This window comes from Pseudocitrobacter sp. RIT415 (assembly GCF_003057695.2).
Taxonomy (GTDB): Bacteria; Pseudomonadota; Gammaproteobacteria; order Enterobacterales; family Enterobacteriaceae; genus Pseudocitrobacter; species Pseudocitrobacter faecalis.
On record NZ_QBJC02000007.1, the window covers coordinates 33,920 to 52,192 of the forward strand.

Genomic DNA, 18,273 nt, shown 5'->3' on the forward strand with positions numbered 1-18,273 from the left:
TTCTGGACGGCTATTCTAGGTTACTTCTTAATCCGATTTCCAGCGTTTTTTGATTTGGCTCGCATTCTTGCGCAACACAAGGTGGAAATTTTTCCTGACATTGCTGGCAGAGTCCGTAATTTTATTTTGCTTTTTACCCGTCTTCCCGGTATAAAACGCGGCGCGCGGCTCATACCAAAAAGTGTACGAAGTTGACTTCGTGACGCCACTTCCAGCCGGGCTAAAACATGTGTTTTTTGGCTATAGCAAGTCCTTCGGGGCTGGCGTGGAGGTGATATCAAATAATGAACCGTTGTATTGTGCCCAATCTGTCACACCGTCCTGGTGTGAACCCGATTCCCGTTCTCAGTATCTCTGCTTTGTATACCTGCCGATGTTTTACCCATTTCGGCGCTTCTCAGGACTCCAGGGCTGGTCAGGCTTCCCGGAACTGAACAAGGGCGCTCTTGCACCTGCAAGAGATTTCTCGTGGTTTCTCCGAACATCGTCTTAAGTTCGGTTGCGTGTTTTACAATGATATGAACAAGAAACCGGTCGCACAGCCGACGCACCAGCATAACGCGCTGGGAAATCAGGCTGTATATGGGTTGTTATCGCATCGTTACGCTGCGATAGTAGTTAACTGTTTTACACTAGATACAAATTATTGAGGTTCGCTATGTCTGACGACATGTCTATGGGTTTGCCTTCGTCAGCGGGCGAACAAGGTGTACTACGTTCCATGCAGGAGGTTGCGATGAGCTCCCAGGAAGCAAGCAAGATGCTACGCACATACAACATTGCCTGGTGGGGCAATAACTACTATGACGTCAATGAGTTAGGCCATATTAGCGTATGCCCTGATCCAGACGTTCCGGAAGCCCGCGTTGACCTGGCGCAGCTGGTCAAAGCGCGCGAAGCGCAGGGGCAACGTCTGCCAGCGCTGTTTTGCTTCCCGCAGATCCTCCAGCACCGTTTGCGCTCGATTAACGCCGCGTTCAAGCGCGCGCGTGAGTCCTATGGTTATAACGGCGACTATTTCCTGGTCTACCCGATCAAGGTAAACCAGCATCGCCGCGTGATTGAATCCCTGATTCACTCCGGCGAGCCGCTGGGGTTGGAAGCGGGTTCCAAAGCGGAGCTGATGGCTGTGCTGGCTCACGCTGGCATGACCCGCAGCGTGATTGTGTGTAACGGCTATAAAGACCGTGAATACATTCGTATGGCGCTGGTGGGCGAGAAGATGGGCCACAAGGTCTATCTGGTTATCGAAAAGATGTCCGAAATCGCCATCGTACTGGAAGAAGCTGAACGACTGAACGTGGTGCCGCGCCTTGGCGTGCGTGCACGTCTGGCCTCGCAGGGTTCCGGTAAATGGCAGTCTTCCGGTGGTGAAAAATCGAAATTCGGCCTTGCGGCAACGCAGGTGCTGCAACTGGTGGATATCCTGCGTGAGGCGGGACATCTGGACAGCCTGCAACTGCTGCACTTCCACCTGGGGTCACAGATGGCCAATATTCGCGACATCGCCACCGGCGTACGTGAATCGGCGCGTTTCTATGTTGAACTGCACAAACTGGGTGTGAACATTCAGTGCTTCGACGTTGGCGGTGGCCTGGGCGTGGACTATGAAGGGACGCGTTCCCAGTCCGATTGCTCGGTGAACTACGGCCTGAACGAATACGCCAACAACATCATCTGGGCGATTGGCGATGCCTGTGAAGAGAACGGCCTGCCGCATCCGACGGTGATCACCGAATCGGGCCGCGCGGTTACCGCGCATCACACGGTGCTGGTATCGAACATCATCGGCGTTGAGCGTAACGAATATACCGAGGCGACTCCGCCGGCTGATGACGCGCCGCGTGCGCTGCAAAGCATGTGGGAAACCTGGCAGGAGATGCATGAACCCGGCACGCGCCGCTCGCTGCGTGAATGGCTGCACGACAGCCAGATGGATCTGCACGATATTCATATCGGCTACTCCTCCGGGACATTCAGCCTCAAAGAGCGTGCATGGGCAGAGCAACTTTATCTGAACATGTGCCACGAAGTGCAGAAACAGCTCGACCCGAGCAACCGTGCCCATCGCCCGATTATTGATGAGTTACAGGAACGTATGGCGGATAAAATTTACGTCAACTTCTCCCTGTTCCAGTCAATGCCGGATGCATGGGGTATCGACCAGCTGTTCCCGGTGATGCCGCTGGAAGGGCTGAATCAGGTTCCAGAACGCCGTGCGGTGCTGCTCGATATCACCTGTGACTCTGACGGTGCGATTGATCATTACGTCGATGGTGATGGTATCGCCACCACCATGCCGATGCCGCAGTACGATGTGGATAACCCGCCGATGCTGGGCTTCTTCATGGTCGGTGCGTATCAGGAGATCCTCGGCAACATGCACAACCTGTTCGGTGATACCGAAGCGGTTGACGTATTTGTCTTCCCTGACGGCAGCGTGGAAGTCGAATTGTCTGATGAGGGCGATACGGTGGCGGACATGCTGCAATATGTGCAGCTTGATCCCAACACGTTGCTGACCCAGTTCCGCGATCAAGTGAAAAACACCGGTCTGGACGACGCGCTGCAACAGCAGTTCCTGGAAGAGTTTGAAGCGGGGCTTTACGGGTATACGTATCTGGAAGACGAGTAATACACCCTCTCCCTGAGGGAGAGGGAACAGAGCGTGCGGGTTTTCCCCTCTCCCTGCGGGAGAGGGCATCAGACCGCACATTTGCTACACTCACTTGAACCCGCACAAAATAACGGCGATAATTCGCCCCAACACGCTGTAACTCAAATCAATCCCTTCCTCGTCGGGCCTAACGACGCGGAGGGGATTTTTTTTACCGACTTTAGAAGAGGTCATAGCCATGAGTACCTTAGGAAATCAGTACGATAACTCCCTGGTATCTAACGCATTTGGTTTTTTACGTCTGCCGCTGAACTTCCAACCGTATGACAGCGACGCCGACTGGGTGATCACCGGTGTACCGTTTGATATGGCGACCTCGGGTCGTGCCGGTGGTCGTCACGGCCCGGCGGCCATCCGCCAGGTATCGACCAATCTCGCCTGGGAGCACAACCGCTTCCCGTGGAACTTCGACATGCGCGAACGCCTGAACGTGGTTGACTGTGGCGACCTGGTGTATGCCTTTGGCGATGCCCGTGAAATGAGCGAAAAACTGCAGGCGCACGCGGAAAAACTGCTGGCGGCGGGTAAACGCATGCTCTCCTTCGGCGGTGACCACTTCGTCACGCTGCCGCTGCTGCGCGCGCACGCCAAACACTTTGGTAAAATGGCGCTGGTGCATTTCGATGCCCACACCGACACCTATGCGAACGGCTGTGAATTCGACCACGGCACCATGTTCTACACCGCGCCGAATGAAGGCCTGATCGACCCTAACCATTCCGTGCAGATTGGTATCCGTACCGAGTTTGATAAAGACAATGGTTTCACCGTGCTGGACGCCTGCCAGGTGAACGATCGCACCGCTGATGACATCATCGCGCAGGTGAAACAGATTGTCGGTGATATGCCGGTTTATCTGACTTTCGATATCGACTGCCTCGACCCGGCTTTTGCGCCAGGTACGGGGACGCCAGTGATCGGCGGCCTGACATCCGATCGCGCCATCAAACTGGTACGCGGCCTGAAAGATCTCAACATCGTGGGTATGGATGTTGTGGAAGTGGCGCCGGCCTACGATCAGTCTGAAATCACTGCGCTGGCAGCGGCGACCCTCGCACTGGAAATGCTCTACATTCAGGCCGCAAAAAAAGGCGAGTAATCTGTTACGCGCTTACTGCTGCTGCGCGACGCATGCGCAGCAGCAACATTCCGCCCGCCAGCAGCGTCACGATTTGCGACGCGACCAGAACCGAAAATCCTGCGCTCACCGACCCGGCATATTTCATCACCACGCCCATCATGAGCGGAATAAACGCCGCGCAAATATTGCCAATCCCGTTAATGATGCCATAGGCGCTGCCCACCGCGTCGTGCGCCGCATGATGCTGTACCACCGCCGGAATGGCTGCACCCTGTAATCCCCAGAAAATATTCGCCGAGAGTAAAAATAGCCCCAGCATGGCGGGCTGATGGCTGAACATCAACGCCAGCACCGAGCACGCCGTCAGCGCGCCACCGGTGACAAACAGTAGCGGGGCCTGTTCCGGGCGCAGTTTATCGAGGAGAACGCCGCCTAAAAATTTCGACCCGAGACTCAGCAGAAAAGGAATTGCCGCTAAAAAGCCCGTTGCGTGCAGTGAGAAGTGATGTTCATCGCGCAGCCATGCCGGAAGCCATGCGCTGCTGCCCCAGAGATAGCTCAACGTGGCAATCTCAACCAGCAAGATCCAGCCGAGCAACGGCGTGCGCCAGGCCAGTATAAAGGTCTCGCTCAACCCCTTTTTGCGGGGGCGATTCGCTTTCTGTGGCGCAGGCAAAAAGCGATAAATCAGCCCGCCACCAAGCAGCAAATTCAGCGCGGCAAGCGCATAAAACGCCCCCATCCAGCCCAGATGTTGCATCAGAAACGTGACCAGCGGGAAGCCAACAGCCAGCCCAAGCGATACGCCCAGGGCGCTTACGGCATTCGGTTTGCCAATCTCCTGTGCGGCAAAGTGGTCGCTGATGTAGCGAGTTTTCAATGAAAAGAGCGGCCCTTCAGCAATGCCGAGGATCACGCGCGCGATAAGCATACCGAACAGCGACCCGAGTAGGGGAGAGATGGCGCAAACCAGCGCCCAGACCGTGATGCTAATCAGCAGCCCCTGACGATAATTGAGTTTACTTTCCATTACCGGTGTTAATAGAAGAGCCGAAAACCCATAACCCAGAAGAAAGAATGTCATTAACATTCCTTGTAACATTCTGTTTTCATTTATATGAAAATGAGTGACGAAGTCGGCATTAAGAATCATCACCGAGATATTTACTCTATCGACATAAGAAATCACAATTAGAAACAATAACGCGATGACGCCCTGCCAGCGTGTTGAAATCATCTCACTTCTCCTGCCAGAAAATTTATTTATTATTTTGTGTTTATAGTTTCACAATGAAAATGTATCACCTGTGAAACTTATTGATATTAATGGATAATGAAATTTTTGGTTTCACCTGTGAAACTCATCGATGAAGCCTCGCGCTATTTATTAATAATCCCGTTATTCAAAAGTCAATATCTTTGAAAGTGAATGTCACGCTATTTATAAAACCGATTCTTTCCTCCTTCATAAATCACAATTTCATATCGATGCAGTTTTTCGTGATCGATTACACACTTAGCTAATTAATTGCATTGCACTTAACAAAAACGTCACATTTGCGCTTGACGAAACATTCACCGCTTTTATATTGAGCGTATTAAATAAGAAACACAGTTTCATATATGAAACAAAAGCCTGGAGGAATGCGATGAGCTGGATAGGCGTATGTGACGCGGAGCAGGTACAGGAAGATTTCCCTTATAGCGGCAACATTGAAGGTAAAGAGATCGGTATTTATCTGGTCGATGGCGAGTTTTACGCGCTGGAAGACGTTTGTCCTCATGCTTACGCGCTGTTGAGCCAGGGGTTTGTCGAAGATGGCAAGGTGGAATGTCCGCTGCATGAAGCGGTGTTCGACGTCAAAACCGGCCAGTGCCTGCACGGGCCTGGAGGCCGCAACCTGAATCGCTACCCGGTACGGGTATTCGAAAACCAAATTCAGATCACTTTCATTGAGGAGACCGTGGTATGAGCGAAACCCTGGATTTCAACCCGGCGCTGCCGGAAAGCCGCCAGTTTACCCCGCCCGCAGAAGGCGGTAACGGCAATATTCATAAGCCAGGCGAATACCAAAACATCATCTGGCAAACCCGTAGCCGCGTGCCAGAGAACTGGGAGCTGCTGCTGATTACCGCGCTGGAAGAGCTGTTTGAGCAGGGCGTGGAAACGCTGCCGGAACTGGTCAACGGGCTGAACGCGATTCGCATGTACGACCAGCAGGGCGCGCCGTGGAACGATGACAGCTTCCAGGCATTTTTACAGGTTAACGGTTACTGAGGGGCGGGTGATGACAACAACAGTGCAGAGCTATCTCGATAAAGGGTTACGCGGTTTATGGTATCCGGTGCTGGCAAGCTGGGAAGTCCAGTCCGCGCCGGTCGGGATCACCCGCCTGGGTGAACAAATTGTGGTGTGGCGTAACAAAGAGGGTCAGGTACAGGCGCTGGAAGATCGCTGCCCGCACCGTGGCGCGCGTCTGTCGATGGGCTGGAACCTCGGCGACCGTATTGCCTGCTGGTATCACGGTGTAGAAGTGGCGGGCAACGGTGAAGTGAAAGACGTTCCGGCGGTGGATCGCTGCCCGCTGGTGGGCCAACAGTGCGTGCGCAGCTACAACGTGCAGGAAGCGCACGGCGCGATTTTCCTGTGGTTTGGCGTCACCGCTGACCAACAGCCGGAAGAACTCACCTTCCCGGAAGAGCTGGCGGACACCGAAAGCTACAGCAACTTCCTCTGTTCCGCCGCGTGGAAATGCAATTACCAGTACGCGCTGGAAAACGTGATGGATCCTATGCACGGCACCTACCTTCACTCATCTTCGCACTCAATGGCGGAAGGCGATCGCAAAGCGGACATGATCCTGCAACCGACCCAAACCGGCTTCATCTTTGAGAAAAAAGGGCAAAGCGGCGTTAACTTCGACTGGGTTGAACTGGGCAACAGCGGCACTTACTGGATGCGACTCTCGATTCCGTACAAACGACGTTTTGGGCCGGGTGGTCACTTCTGGATTGTCGGCATGGTGGTGCCGGAAGATAACGACAACTGCCGCGTCTTCTTCTGGCGTATTCGCCGCGTACAGGGCTGGCAGCGCGATCTCTGGCGTTTCATGTACCGCAACCGTCTGGAAAAACTGCACTGGGAAGTGCTGGAACAGGATCGCGTGGTGCTGGAGAGTCTGGCACCGAACGCCCGCGATCATGAATATCTCTATCAACACGATGTCGGCCTTTCCCGTCTGCGCCGCATGATGCAGAAAGCGGCGAAAGAGCAACTGGCAACGCGCGACGCGCAGCAGGGAGCGGCCTGATGCACGGCTTACTCGATGGCAAGCGCATCGTGGTGACCGGCGCGGCCCGCGGGCTCGGCTTTCACTTTGCCAAAGCCTGTGCAGAGCAGGGCGCGACGGTTGTGATGTGCGACATCCTGGCGGGCGAACTGGCGGAAAGCGCGCACAGCCTGCGTGAGCAGGGTTACCGTATTGAAGATTACGTGATTGATTTAGCCGATAGTTCATCCATCGACATGACGTTTGCCGCCATCGCAGAAATTGGGTTGCTAGACGGATTAGTGAATAACGCGGCGATGGCGACCGGCGTCGGCGGTAAAAATATGATCGACTACGATCCGGATCTCTGGGATCGGGTCATGAACGTCAACGTCAAAGGCACCTGGCTGGTGACCCGCGCCGCCGTGCCTCTGCTACGCGAAGGATCGGGAATCGTTAATGTGGCCTCGGACACTGCCCTGTGGGGCGCACCACGCCTGATGGCCTATGTGGCCAGTAAGGGGGCGGTGATTGCCATGACGCGTTCGATGGCGCGTGAACTGGGCGAAAAACGTATCCGTATTAATGCGATTGCGCCGGGTCTGACGCGCGTGGAAGCGACGGAGTACGTGCCTGCCGAGCGCCATCAATTGTATGAAAATGGCCGGGCGCTGGCGGGCGCGCAGCAGCCGGAAGATGTCACCGGTAGCGTGCTGTGGCTGTTGAGCGATCTCTCCGGGTTTGTCACCGGTCAGCTTATTCCGGTCAACGGTGGCTTTATTTTTAACTGAGCAGGGCGGAGGCAGTATGGCGAACGAGCACGAAATTAAGTACCTGGTGCCCGGTCTGGAGCGCGGTTTACAGCTGCTGCTGGCCTTCGGTGAACAGCATCGCGACCTGACCTTCGCCGAGCTGCATCGGCTGGTGGACATGCCGAAAGCGACGGCTTACCGCGTGGTGCAGACGCTGGAATATATGGGGTTTCTGGAGCGCAACCCGCGTACCAATACCTTTTCGCTCGGGATGAACGTGCTGCGTCTTGGTTTTGAATATATCGCCTCGCTGGATGTTGCCCAGGTCGGGCAGCCAGTGATTGAGCAACTGCGCGACAGCAGTCAGTGCAGCAGCCATCTGGCGATCCGCGACGGGCGCGACATCATCTACATCGCCCGCGTCAGCGCCGCTGGTTCGCGTATCAATCATGTCAGTATTGGCACACGTCTGCCGGTGCACTGCACATCGCTGGGCCGCATGCTGCTGACGGATGTGTCGCGCAGCGAGTTCGAACAGATTTTCCCGAACGAGCGGTTACCCGGAAATACGCTGGGTCAGCCGCATGACCGGGAAGCGCTGTGGCAAATGGTACAGCAGGATAAAGCGCGTGGTTATGTCATTGGCGAATCATTCTTCCGTGAAGGGATCTCCTCCATTGTCTATCCGGTTTATGACCGCAGCGGGCGCGTGGCGGCGGTAGTAAGCATTCTGGTGCCCTCGGAACAGGTGCCGCAAACCGATCGCGATCGGTTGCAAAACGACGTTCGCATGGCGGCGGACAAAATCTCTGGCTTTTTAGGGTATCTGTCACAAGCCAGTTAAATCAAACAGTTAGGTGCAGGCGCTGAGCGGCGTCGGGCATGCTCTACGCCCAAATCTGGGCATTGAGTGGCAAAGAGGCAACGAACCATGAGTGTAATCGGAATTGAAAAACTGGAGTTTGGCGTCGATGACGTGGCCCACAGCGCAAAATTTATGGCTGATTTTGGCCTGAAGGGTGATGCCAGCGGGCGTCGTTTCACCACCCTGAGCGGTGCCAGCGTGGAGTTAAATTCGCAGGATGCCCCCACGCTGCCGGACGCTTTTGAAGCAGGCAACACGCTGCGTCGCATGACCTGGGGTGTGGCTACCCAGAGTGAACTGGACGCGCTGCGCCCGAAGCTTGCCAGCCAGCCGGGTTTTCGTGAGGTGGACGGCGCGCTGGAATGCCGCGACCCGAACGGCATGACCTTGCGCGTGCAGGTCAGCCAGCAGCAGCCAGTTGAACTGAACGTTGAGCCGATTAACCAGTGGGGCGATGCGCGTCGTATCGACACACCAAGCCCGGTTTACGATCGTGCAGAGCCGATCAACATCGGCCACGTAGTGTTCTTTGTTGAAGAACTGGCGGCGGTGGAGAAATTCTACCGTGAAGTGCTGGGCTTCCAGGTCTCTGACCGTTACATCAACCGCGCGGTATTCCTGCGTTGCCAGGCGCGCGGCGGCCATCACAATCTTTTCCTGCTGCAATTGCCAAACCGCAAGCGCGGGCTGAATCACGTCGCGTTCACCGTACGCGACATCCATGAAGTGATCGGCGGCGGCATTGCCATGAACAAACATGACTGGAGCACGTTTATCGGCCCCGGTCGTCACCCGGTCTCTTCCGCCTATTTCTGGTATGTGAACAGCCCAACCGGCGGGGCGTTTGAGTACTACACCAACGACGACTACCTCACCGAGAAGTGGCAACCGCGCGAGCTGGAGCATTCGCTGGTCTCCTTTACCGAATGGGCGGTGGAAGGCGGTATCGACCACGACACCCGCCGCCAGCAGAAGAAGCCGGAGGCGGTATGACGGCGCGCATCGTAATTATCGGCGGCGGCCAGGCGGGCGGCTGGGCGGCGAAAACCCTGCGCGACGACGGTTTCGACGGTGAGATCTGCGTAGTGGCAGAAGAGGAGTGGGATTTCTACGAACGCCCGCCACTGTCAAAAGCCTCGCTGCTGGAAGCGTCCCCGACGCTGCCGCGCCTGTTCAGCGAGGAGGCACAGCAGGCGCTGAACCTGCGCTGGTATCGCCCGCTTCGCGCGCAGGCTATCGATCCACAAGCAAAAACCGTTGCGTTGAGTAACGGAGAGTCACTGAGCTACAACCAGCTTTTGATCGCCACCGGAGGCCGGGCGCGCCTGCCGGGAGACGCGTGGGCGACGCATCCGCAGGTGTATACCCTGCGCCACTGGCAGGATGCGCAGCGTCTGAAAAAGCGCCTGGCGCAGAGCCAAACGCTGGCGATTATCGGCGGCGGCTGGATTGGCCTGGAGATTGCCGCCTCGGCGCGCAAAAGCGGTATCGCGGTCACTCTGTTTGAACAACAGCCCGCGCTCTGTATGCGCTCGGTCAGCGCGGAAGTGTCCGCTGAACTGCTGGCAATACATCAGCAACAGGGCGTGGATGTGCGCACCGGATGTGGCGCGATTGAACTGGATGAAGGCGATAAAAATGCGGTGATCCACTGCGACGGCCAGCGTGAGATCTTCGATGCGGTAGTGGTGGGGATCGGCGTCGATCTCAATCTGGAACTGGCACGCGATGCCGGGCTGAAAACCGATCGCGGCATTGTGGTCGATGCTCAGGGGCGCACGTCCGATCCGGCGATCTTCGCCGTGGGCGATGTGGCGCAGCACGCGCGTTACGGTCTGTGCGTGCAGTCATGGGCATTTGCGCAGAATCAGGCGGTGGCGACGGCCAAAGCGATGCTGGATGCCAGCGCGCCCGGTTACGACGACGTGCCGTGGCTGTGGTCGGATCAATACCAGCACAACATTCAGATCCTCGGCATTCCGCAGCCGAACAGCCGGACGGTGGTTCGCCGGGAAGAAAAAGGGCCGCTTTTCTTCTCGCTCAACGCTGACGGTACGCTGAATCAACTGGTGGCGTTTAACGATCCGCGCACCGTTAAGCTTGCGAAACGCTGGATGGCAAGCGGACGCGATCTGAACGCTGAGCCATTGGGCGATCCTGACTTTTCACTGATGTCACTACGCTAACCGCGACGTAACCCTCAGGGGGGAACATGAGCACATTAGAGAACAACACCGCGCCCGTAGAGGCGCGCGGTGAGGGCGTCTGCACGTCTGAAACGACCGTTCGCTGGGCTATTCCGCTGTCGCTGCTGGCCTGCGTCCTGTTGGCGTTTTTCGACAAAATCAGCATCGCCGCACTCTTTTCCGATAGCCATTTCCAGCAGGCGATGGGCATCGATTTTGACACCACGCGTCTGGGTATCCTGATGAGTGCGTTCCTGCTGAGCTACGGTTTTTCCTCCGTACTGCTGAGCGGGCTGGGCGACAAGATCGCACCGCTGCGTCTGCTCACCGGCATGATGGTGCTGTGGTGCGTATTGATGGTGATGATGGGCTTTACGCACAACTACACGCTGATGGTGACGCTGCGCATTCTGCTCGGCGTGGCGGAAGGGCCGCTGTTCCCGCTGGCGTTCGCCATTGTACGCCACTCCTTCCCGCAGCATTTGCAGGCGCGCGCCACCATGCTCTGGCTGCTCGGCACGCCCGTGGGGGCGGCAATTGGCTTCCCGCTTTCCATCTGGCTGCTCAATACCTTTGGCTGGCAGAGCACCTTCTTCACCATGGCGCTGCTCACTATCCCGGTGTTGATTCTGGTGCGCATTGGCCTGCGGGGCGTGCAGCTTGAGGCGAAACAGGCACCGACGCAACAGTCGCAGCTAACGCGTCGGGCGGCGCGTCAGGAGCTGTTTGTCAGCACTCACTTCTGGATGATTTGCGTCTTTAACATCGCTTTTCTGACCTATCTGTGGGGCATCAACGGCTGGCTGCCGGGCTACCTGATTAAAGGCAAAGGCATTCACCTGGAGCATGCGGGTTGGCTGTCGTCGATGCCGTTCATCGCCATGCTGCTGGGCGAAGTGATTGGCGCGTGGCTGTCCGATCGCGTCGATAAACGCGCAGCCGCCTGCTTTATCTCAATGGCAGGGGCGGCCATTGGCCTGACGGCGGTCATGCATCTGGATACGCCGCTGACCATCATCGCCGCCATGAGCTTCAGCACCTTTATGTGGGGCGTGGGCGCGCCGAACATTTTCGCTCTGCTGGCAAAAGCGACCCATCCACGGGTGAGCGCCACGGCGGGCGGTATTTTCAACGGGCTGGGAAACTTTGCCGGGGCGTTGTCGCCGGCGGTGATGGGGGCGCTGATCGCCTTCACTCACAGCATGGATTCCGGGCTGATCTTTCTGGTGGTGATGGCGACCGTAGGGTGCGTCCTGTTACTGCCGCTGCTTAAACGTTACTGAGGAGTGTGTCATGTCTGATTCAACCGTAAGCGCGAAAACCGGCATCAAGCCAGAAAATCTGACCATGGAAGAGTGGGTGGAGTCGCGTATTGCCCGCTTTGAAGGCCGTAAATATGACTGGAACGCGCTGAAGTTCCAGGCGGATTTTGACCCGAAATATCGCCGTGCGCAGATGCGTTATATCGGCACCGGGGCGACCGGTGTCGCCAGCGATACCAACACCGTGGCGGCGGAGCACTTCACCTTCTCCACCATGGTGCTGCCGTCGAAATGCGAAGGCCCGCTGCATTTGCACGATGATGTGGAAGAAGTCTTCTTCATGCTGAAAGGGCAGATCACCCTGATGATTCAGGATGGTGACAACTACACCGAAACGGTGCTGCGCGAGCGCGATCTCATCTCCGTTCCGGCGGGGATCTATCGCGGCCTGTTTAACCATGGCGAAGAAGAAGCGCTGATGTGCGTGATGCTCGGCACCAAAAAGCCGGAGATCCCAACCTATCCGGCAGACCATCCGCTGTCGAAAGTGAAACGTAACTAAGGAATTGCGATGACGGGTTTTCGTGAACAGGGCCATGGCATACCGGTGATGCTGCTGCATGGTATTAGCTCCGGCGCGGCGTCCTGGCATAAGCAGATGACGCTACCGGGCTGCCGCGTGCTGGCCTGGGATATGCCGGGCTATGGCGAAAGCCCGATGCTGGCAACCGAGCGGGCGAATGCGGGCGACTACGCCGATGCGCTCGCGCTGTTGCTTGACCGTGCTGGCATCTGGCAAACAGTGCTGGTAGGGCATTCGCTGGGCGCGCTGGTGGCCAGCGCCTTTGCCGCGCGTTACCCCGAACGGGTTGTGCATTTGCTGCTGGCTGACCCGGCGCAGGGTTACGGCAACGCGACGGCGCAAAAACGCGAGCAGGTATGGCGCAGTCGGGAACAGCAAATCGCGATGGGCGGTGAGATCCTCGCGCAAACCCGCGCGGCGGCCCTGCTGCAACCGGCGGCACACCAGGACGATGTGGCGACGGTGGCGGCAGGGATGCGACGTCTGCGCCCGGAAGGCTATCTGGCGGCGGCATGGATGCTGGCGCACGACGATATTCACCGCTGGCTTGAACAGTACGGCGGTGCGTTCAGTGTGTGCTGCGGTGAGCAGGACACCATCACGCCGCCGGAGGCCGCGCAGGCGCTGGCCGCACGCTACGGCATGCCATACACCGCCGTTCCGAAGGCCGGGCATGCCAGCTATCTCGATAACGAAACGACATTTAATCAATGGCTTTTGCAGGCAATGGAAGAGGTGCGCGATGAATGCACAAATTGAAGGGCGTGTAGCGGTAGTCACCGGAGGATCGTCGGGGATCGGTTTCGAAACCCTGCGCCTGTTACTGGGCGAAGGCGCAAAAGTGGCATTTTGTGGCCGTGATCCGGACAGGCTCGCCAGCGCGCACGCCGCGTTGCTCAACGAATTTCCGCAGGGCGAGATTTTCTCTGCCTGCTGCGATGTACTGAAAGAAGAGGATGTACAGGCATTCGCCGCCGCCGTTGAGGCGAATCTGGGCCGCGCCGACATGCTGATCAACAACGCCGGGCAGGGCTTCGTCGCCCATTTTGCTGACACCCCGCGCAGCGCATGGCTGCATGAAGCCGAGCTGAAATTATTTGGCGTCATTAACCCGGTGCAGGCGTTTTTAAGCCAGCTTGAAGCGTCGGATATCGCGTCGATCACCTGCGTCAATTCGCTGCTGGCGCTACAGCCGGAAGAGCACATGATCGCCACCTCCGCCGCGCGCGCCGCGCTGCTGAACATGACGCTCACCCTGTCGAAAGACCTGGTGGAGAAAGGCATCCGCGTGAATTCCATTCTGCTGGGGATGGTGGAATCCGGCCAATGGCAGCGCCGCTATGAGCAGCGCAGCGATAAAAGCCAGAGCTGGCCGGCGTGGACAGGCGATATCGCCCGCAAGCGCGGCATTCCGATGGGGCGTCTGGGTAAACCACAGGAACCCGCTCAGGCACTGTTATTCCTGGCGTCACCGCTGGCTTCTTTCACCACCGGGGCCGCGCTGGATGTCTCCGGCGGTTTCTGCCGTCACCTTTAAGGAGCAATGATGAAAAAGGTCATGTTAATTGGCTACGGCGCGATGGCCCAGGCGGTGATCGAACGTTTACCTGCCAACGTGGCGATCGGCTGGATCGTGGCGCGGGAATCACATCATCAGGCGATTCTGGATCGTTTTCACGGTGAGGTTACCCCGCTGGTTGATCCACTGGCATGCGATGCCGCGCCGGATCTGGTGCTGGAGTGTGCCAGTCAGCAGGCGGTGGCGCAGTACGGCGAAGCGGTCCTCAAACGTGGCTGGCATCTGTCGGTTATCTCTACTGGTGCGCTGGCGGACAGCGAACTTGAACAGCGGCTGCTGAACGCGGGCGGGAAATTAACCCTGCTGGCAGGCGCGGTGGCAGGCATCGACGGTTTATCGGCGGCAAAAGAGGGTGGCTTGCAGCGCGTCACCTATCAGTCGCGTAAAAGCCCGGCCAGCTGGCGCGGGAGCTACGCCGAACAGCTGATTGACCTGGCGACGGTGCAGGAAGCGCAAATCTTTTTCGAAGGCAGTGCGCGGGAAGCCGCACGCCTCTTTCCGGCGAATGCCAACGTGGCGGCAACCGTGGCGCTGGGTGGCGTGGGAATGGATGACACTCGCGTTCAGTTAATGGTTGACCCGGCGACGAAACGTAACACCCATACCCTGCACGTCGAGGGCCTGTTTGGCGAATTCCACCTCGAACTCAGCGGCTTGCCGCTCGCCAGCAACCCGAAAACCTCCACTCTGGCGGCACTGAGCGCGGTGCGCGCCTGCCGTGAACTGGCTCAGTGCTAAGAGGCTGATATGCAAGAACTCTCAATTTTTGTGGGCGGCGTCTGGCGACGCGGCAACGGCGAAGCGATGCAAAGTACGTTCCCGGCGGACGGTTCGCTGAATGCCACGCTTAACGCCGCCAGCATCGACGACATGAACGACGCGGTAAAAAGCGCCGAGCGCGCCTGGCGTGACCCGGCATGGCGCAATGCGCTGCCGCATCAGCGGGCGAAAGTGCTGCACAACGTGGCGGACATTATCGAATCGCGCGTGGAGGAACTGGCCCTGATGCAAAGCCGCGACAACGGCAAACCGTTGCCGGAAGCGCGTGGACTGGTAATGAGTGCGGCGGGAACGGCGCGTTATTTTGCGGCGGCCTGCGAACTGCTGGAGGGCGAATTGCCGACCCCGCGCATGGCGGAGGTATTAACCCTCAGCCGCTATGAGCCGCTGGGCGTAGTAGCGGCCATTACGCCGTGGAACTCGCCGATTGCCAGCGAAATGCAGAAGGTCGCTCCGGCGATTGCCGCGGGCAATGCAGTAATCCTCAAACCAGCGGAAGCTACGCCGCTGATGGCGCTGGAGCTGGCGCGTATTTTTGAACAGGCTGGACTTCCCGCCGGGCTGTTGAGCGTGCTGCCGGGGAAAGGCTCGGTGATTGGCGATGCGCTGGCGCGCCATCCTCTGATTCGGAAAATCTCTTTCACCGGCGGCACGACCACCGGGCGGCATCTGGCGCACGTGGCGGCGGAAAAACTGATCCCCGCCTCGCTGGAACTGGGCGGTAAGTCACCGACCATCGTACTGGAAGACGCCGATATCGAGCAGGCGGCGCGCGGCATTTGCTACGGCATTTTCAGTTCAGCAGGGCAGGCGTGTATCGCCGGTTCGCGTCTGTTTATTCACGCGTCGGTTTATCAACCGCTGATGGCGCGGCTGCTGGAATTAACGCGCGCGCTGCGCGTCGGGCACCCTCATCAGGAAGGCACGCACATTGGGCCGCTGATTAACGAAAAGCATCGCAAAAGCGTAATGGATTACGTCGCACTGGCGCAGAAAGAGGGCGGACGCGTGCTGTGCGGTGGTGAAATTCCCGCTGACCCGGCGCTTGCCTGTGGCAGCTATTTCCAGCCGACGATTATTGATGGCCTGAATAATCAGGCGCGCGTTTGTCAGGAAGAGATCTTCGGCCCGGTGCTGGTGGCGATGCCGTTTGCCGACGAAGCGTCGCTGATTTCTGAGGCGAACGCATCGGTTTATGGGCTGGCGGCGGGTATCTGGACGCGCGACACCGGACGAGCGCTGCGTTTAAGCGAGCAGCTGGAAGCGGGCACGGTGTGGATCAACACCTACAAAGTTTTCGCCATTTCGACCCCGTTCGGGGGCTTTAAAGAGAGCGGTCTGGGCCGCGAAAAGGGTATTCAGGGGCTGAAAGCCTGGATGCAACAAAAGAGCATTTATCTGGCGACGGGTAATAGCGTCAACCGCTGGTGCGACTAAGAATAAGGGTGAGTTATGAGTGAAATGATTACCGTCGGCGAGGCCATTGCCAGAACGCTGGAGCAGTATCAGGTAGACGCCATCTACGGCGTTATCTCTATCCACAACCTGCCGATTGCCGATGCCGTTGGGCAGCGTGGCAACATCCGTTTCGTCCCGGCGCGCGGTGAAGCGGGATCGGTGACGATGGCGGATGCGCACGGGCGTTTTTCCGGCCTCGGCGTGGCGCTGACCAGCACCGGCGCAGGTGCGGGTAATGCCGTTGGTGCACTGGTTGAGGCGATGAACGCCTGCACGCCGCTGTTGCATTTGACCGGCCAGGTGGAAAAAGCCTGGCTGGATGCGGATACCGGGTTTATTCACGAGACGCGCGACCAGCTAACTTTTCTGAAGGCCAGCTCAAAACGCGCCTACCGCATCAGCAATGCCAATCAGGCGGTAGCGATTTTGCATAAAGCGATTCAGGACGCACAGACACCGCCGTGTGGCCCGGTGTCGGTGGAAATTCCTATTGATATTCAGGGCGCGAAAATCCCCGCTTCGCTGGTGACGACCGCGATACGTCCGGCGACGCCTGCGGCGGTGGATGCCGCAACCGTTGATGCGCTGTGGGCGCAGCTTAAGCAGGCGAAGCAACCACTGTTGTGGTTAGGTGGTGGTGCGTTGGCGAGCGCCGCGGCAGTCAAAACGCTGGCGGATGCCGGGATGACGGTTATTTCCAGCACCCATGCTCGCGGTGTGTTGCCGGATAATCATCGCGCCAGCCTGCGCGCGTTCCATAACTCGCCCTCCGTGGAAGCGATGATGGAAACCTGTGATTTCACGCTGGTGGCGGGCTCACGTCTGCGCAGTAATGAGACCCGCTCCTGGACGCTGACGCTGCCGGAGCCGCGCGTGCAGATTGATATCGACCCGGCGGCGGCAAGCCGTAATTACCTGATGGATCAGACGATTATCGCTGACTGTGATGCATTGCTGACGGCGTTAGCCGCGAAAGCTCAGGGGCGTGAATGGGGCAACAGCGCGTGGGATGAGCAGGTGCAGCAGGCAGTCGTGGCGGCGGAACAAGGTTTGCGCGAGCAGTGCGGCGCGTATGCCGGGCTGAATGACGCTATTGAACATGCGCTGCCGGACGACGGCATTCTGGTGCGGGATATTACCGTTTCCGGCAGCCTGTGGGGCAGCCGTCTGTTCCGCGCCCATCAGCCGCTGAAAAATATTCACTCCCTCGCCGGGGCAATTGGTATGGGGCTGCCGATGGCGATTGGCACCGCCATTGCTAACCCGCAGCACAAAGTGGTGGGGCTGGTGGGGGATGGTGGCCTGAGCCTGAATCTGGGTGAACTGGCGACGCTGGCACAGGAAAAAGCCAACGTGACGCTGCTGATTATGAATGATGGCGGCTACGGTGTGATGCGCGGTATTCAGGATAAATACTTCGGTGGCCGTCAGTATTATAACGAACTGCACACGCCGGACTTCACCGCGCTGGCGCAGGCCATCGGCTTACAGGCGTGGACGGTTAATCGTGCGGAAGATTTTCAGGCCACGATGACAGAAGCACTGGCAATGCCGGGGCCGTCGGTGGTGGAAGTGCGAATGGGCGAGATTGGCGCGCTGCGTTTTGCCGGGCCGCCTCAGAAGACGTTGTATTAAGGTGCTGTCTTTATCCCCCTCACCCTAACCCTCTCCCAAAGGGAGAGGGAACAAACAGTGCGAGATGTACATTTTGCGCGGGGTTTTACCCTCTCCCAAAGGGAGAGGGAACAAACAGTGCGAGATGTATATTTTGCGCAGGGTTT

At 57.8% G+C, this 18,273-nt stretch carries 18 protein-coding genes; 17 read left to right on the top strand and 1 reads right to left on the bottom strand.

What is annotated here, in order from left to right; genetic code table 11:
* Positions 1 to 518 precede the first annotated feature (518 nt).
* The 3 genes from yqgB to speB all read left to right on the top strand — a co-directional run bounded on the left by yqgB (position 519) and on the right by speB (position 3,776).
* The gene (yqgB, locus tag DBY68_RS09265) at positions 519 to 650 is read left to right on the top strand and encodes an acid stress response protein YqgB (protein WP_144052291.1); all 132 of its coding nucleotides are present in this window, start codon (positions 519 to 521) and stop codon (positions 648 to 650) included.
* Positions 651 to 658: 8 nt separating this feature from the next.
* Entirely contained in the window at positions 659 to 2,635 is a 1,977-nt protein-coding gene (speA, locus tag DBY68_RS09270; protein ID WP_108475819.1) for a biosynthetic arginine decarboxylase, read from the top strand.
* A 220-nt stretch (positions 2,636 to 2,855) separates the two neighbouring features.
* Positions 2,856 to 3,776 (top strand): agmatinase, encoded by a 921-nt coding sequence (gene speB / locus DBY68_RS09275; protein WP_015963077.1) that lies wholly within the window; start codon positions 2,856 to 2,858, stop codon positions 3,774 to 3,776.
* A 4-nt stretch (positions 3,777 to 3,780) separates the two neighbouring features.
* On the opposite strand, the gene DBY68_RS09280 is transcribed toward speB, so the two are convergent.
* Positions 3,781 to 4,992, bottom strand: a complete 1,212-nt coding sequence (locus tag DBY68_RS09280) for an MFS transporter (protein WP_108475958.1) — start codon at positions 4,990 to 4,992, stop codon at positions 3,781 to 3,783.
* 415 nt (positions 4,993 to 5,407) lie between these two features.
* On the opposite strand from DBY68_RS09280, the gene DBY68_RS09285 reads away from it, so the two are divergent.
* From DBY68_RS09285 to DBY68_RS09350, 14 genes are all read left to right on the top strand, one after another.
* Positions 5,408 to 5,731 carry a non-heme iron oxygenase ferredoxin subunit gene (locus DBY68_RS09285; RefSeq protein WP_108475820.1) on the top strand — a complete coding sequence of 108 codons (324 nt, stop codon included), beginning with the start codon at positions 5,408 to 5,410 and terminating at the stop codon, positions 5,729 to 5,731.
* The gene (locus DBY68_RS09290; RefSeq protein ID WP_108475821.1) at positions 5,728 to 6,036 is read left to right on the top strand and encodes a recombinase-like helix-turn-helix domain-containing protein; all 309 of its coding nucleotides are present in this window, start codon (positions 5,728 to 5,730) and stop codon (positions 6,034 to 6,036) included. Before DBY68_RS09285 ends, DBY68_RS09290 begins: the two co-directional genes overlap by 4 nt.
* Positions 6,037 to 6,046: 10 nt before the next feature.
* Positions 6,047 to 7,069 (top strand): aromatic ring-hydroxylating dioxygenase subunit alpha, encoded by a 1,023-nt coding sequence (locus DBY68_RS09295; protein WP_108475822.1) that lies wholly within the window; start codon positions 6,047 to 6,049, stop codon positions 7,067 to 7,069.
* Positions 7,069 to 7,818, top strand: a complete 750-nt coding sequence (locus DBY68_RS09300) for an SDR family oxidoreductase (RefSeq protein WP_108475823.1) — start codon at positions 7,069 to 7,071, stop codon at positions 7,816 to 7,818. Before DBY68_RS09295 ends, DBY68_RS09300 begins: the two co-directional genes overlap by 1 nt.
* Positions 7,819 to 7,834: 16 nt before the next feature.
* Positions 7,835 to 8,623 carry an IclR family transcriptional regulator gene (locus tag DBY68_RS09305; protein WP_108475824.1) on the top strand — a complete coding sequence of 263 codons (789 nt, stop codon included), beginning with the start codon at positions 7,835 to 7,837 and terminating at the stop codon, positions 8,621 to 8,623.
* Positions 8,624 to 8,710: 87 nt separating this feature from the next.
* Positions 8,711 to 9,637 carry a VOC family protein gene (locus DBY68_RS09310; protein ID WP_108475825.1) on the top strand — a complete coding sequence of 309 codons (927 nt, stop codon included), beginning with the start codon at positions 8,711 to 8,713 and terminating at the stop codon, positions 9,635 to 9,637.
* Positions 9,634 to 10,830 (top strand): FAD-dependent oxidoreductase, encoded by a 1,197-nt coding sequence (locus DBY68_RS09315; RefSeq protein ID WP_108475826.1) that lies wholly within the window; start codon positions 9,634 to 9,636, stop codon positions 10,828 to 10,830. The genes DBY68_RS09310 and DBY68_RS09315 overlap by 4 nt, the downstream gene beginning before the upstream one ends.
* 26 nt (positions 10,831 to 10,856) lie before the next feature.
* Positions 10,857 to 12,113 (top strand): MFS transporter, encoded by a 1,257-nt coding sequence (locus DBY68_RS09320; RefSeq protein WP_108475827.1) that lies wholly within the window; start codon positions 10,857 to 10,859, stop codon positions 12,111 to 12,113.
* Between the two features lie 10 nt (positions 12,114 to 12,123).
* Positions 12,124 to 12,654 (top strand): cupin domain-containing protein, encoded by a 531-nt coding sequence (locus DBY68_RS09325; protein WP_108475828.1) that lies wholly within the window; start codon positions 12,124 to 12,126, stop codon positions 12,652 to 12,654.
* A gap of 9 nt (positions 12,655 to 12,663) precedes the next feature.
* On the top strand, positions 12,664 to 13,434 hold the full coding sequence (locus DBY68_RS09330; protein WP_108475829.1) for an alpha/beta hydrolase: 771 nt from the start codon (positions 12,664 to 12,666) through the stop codon (positions 13,432 to 13,434).
* Positions 13,418 to 14,212 (top strand): SDR family oxidoreductase, encoded by a 795-nt coding sequence (locus DBY68_RS09335; RefSeq protein ID WP_108475830.1) that lies wholly within the window; start codon positions 13,418 to 13,420, stop codon positions 14,210 to 14,212. The genes DBY68_RS09330 and DBY68_RS09335 overlap by 17 nt, the downstream gene beginning before the upstream one ends.
* A gap of 9 nt (positions 14,213 to 14,221) precedes the next feature.
* Entirely contained in the window at positions 14,222 to 14,992 is a 771-nt protein-coding gene (locus tag DBY68_RS09340; protein ID WP_108475831.1) for an aspartate dehydrogenase, read from the top strand.
* Between the two features lie 9 nt (positions 14,993 to 15,001).
* Positions 15,002 to 16,471 (top strand): aldehyde dehydrogenase, encoded by a 1,470-nt coding sequence (locus tag DBY68_RS09345; protein ID WP_108475832.1) that lies wholly within the window; start codon positions 15,002 to 15,004, stop codon positions 16,469 to 16,471.
* Positions 16,472 to 16,486: 15 nt separating this feature from the next.
* Complete coding sequence (locus DBY68_RS09350; protein WP_108475833.1) at positions 16,487 to 18,127, top strand: thiamine pyrophosphate-binding protein; 1,641 nt, start codon at positions 16,487 to 16,489, stop codon at positions 18,125 to 18,127.
* Positions 18,128 to 18,273: the final 146 nt, after the last annotated feature.

What these genes read in the sequence shown, in the direction of transcription:
- DBY68_RS09305 (WP_108475824.1), top strand. Translation starts at nt 7,835, where the DNA reads ATGGCGAACGAGCACGAAATTAAGTACCTGGTGCCCGGTCTGGAGCGC.
- DBY68_RS09295 (WP_108475822.1), top strand. Translation starts at nt 6,047, where the DNA reads ATGACAACAACAGTGCAGAGCTATCTCGATAAAGGGTTACGCGGTTTA.
- DBY68_RS09300 (WP_108475823.1), top strand. Translation starts at nt 7,069, where the DNA reads ATGCACGGCTTACTCGATGGCAAGCGCATCGTGGTGACCGGCGCGGCC.
- DBY68_RS09340 (WP_108475831.1), top strand. Translation starts at nt 14,222, where the DNA reads ATGAAAAAGGTCATGTTAATTGGCTACGGCGCGATGGCCCAGGCGGTG.
- speA (WP_108475819.1), top strand. Translation starts at nt 659, where the DNA reads ATGTCTGACGACATGTCTATGGGTTTGCCTTCGTCAGCGGGCGAACAA.
- DBY68_RS09320 (WP_108475827.1), top strand. Translation starts at nt 10,857, where the DNA reads ATGAGCACATTAGAGAACAACACCGCGCCCGTAGAGGCGCGCGGTGAG.
- speB (WP_015963077.1), top strand. Translation starts at nt 2,856, where the DNA reads ATGAGTACCTTAGGAAATCAGTACGATAACTCCCTGGTATCTAACGCA.
- DBY68_RS09345 (WP_108475832.1), top strand. Translation starts at nt 15,002, where the DNA reads ATGCAAGAACTCTCAATTTTTGTGGGCGGCGTCTGGCGACGCGGCAAC.
- DBY68_RS09350 (WP_108475833.1), top strand. Translation starts at nt 16,487, where the DNA reads ATGAGTGAAATGATTACCGTCGGCGAGGCCATTGCCAGAACGCTGGAG.
- DBY68_RS09315 (WP_108475826.1), top strand. Translation starts at nt 9,634, where the DNA reads ATGACGGCGCGCATCGTAATTATCGGCGGCGGCCAGGCGGGCGGCTGG.
- DBY68_RS09285 (WP_108475820.1), top strand. Translation starts at nt 5,408, where the DNA reads ATGAGCTGGATAGGCGTATGTGACGCGGAGCAGGTACAGGAAGATTTC.
- DBY68_RS09335 (WP_108475830.1), top strand. Translation starts at nt 13,418, where the DNA reads ATGAATGCACAAATTGAAGGGCGTGTAGCGGTAGTCACCGGAGGATCG.
- DBY68_RS09325 (WP_108475828.1), top strand. Translation starts at nt 12,124, where the DNA reads ATGTCTGATTCAACCGTAAGCGCGAAAACCGGCATCAAGCCAGAAAAT.
- yqgB (WP_144052291.1), top strand. Translation starts at nt 519, where the DNA reads ATGAACAAGAAACCGGTCGCACAGCCGACGCACCAGCATAACGCGCTG.
- DBY68_RS09290 (WP_108475821.1), top strand. Translation starts at nt 5,728, where the DNA reads ATGAGCGAAACCCTGGATTTCAACCCGGCGCTGCCGGAAAGCCGCCAG.
- DBY68_RS09310 (WP_108475825.1), top strand. Translation starts at nt 8,711, where the DNA reads ATGAGTGTAATCGGAATTGAAAAACTGGAGTTTGGCGTCGATGACGTG.
- DBY68_RS09330 (WP_108475829.1), top strand. Translation starts at nt 12,664, where the DNA reads ATGACGGGTTTTCGTGAACAGGGCCATGGCATACCGGTGATGCTGCTG.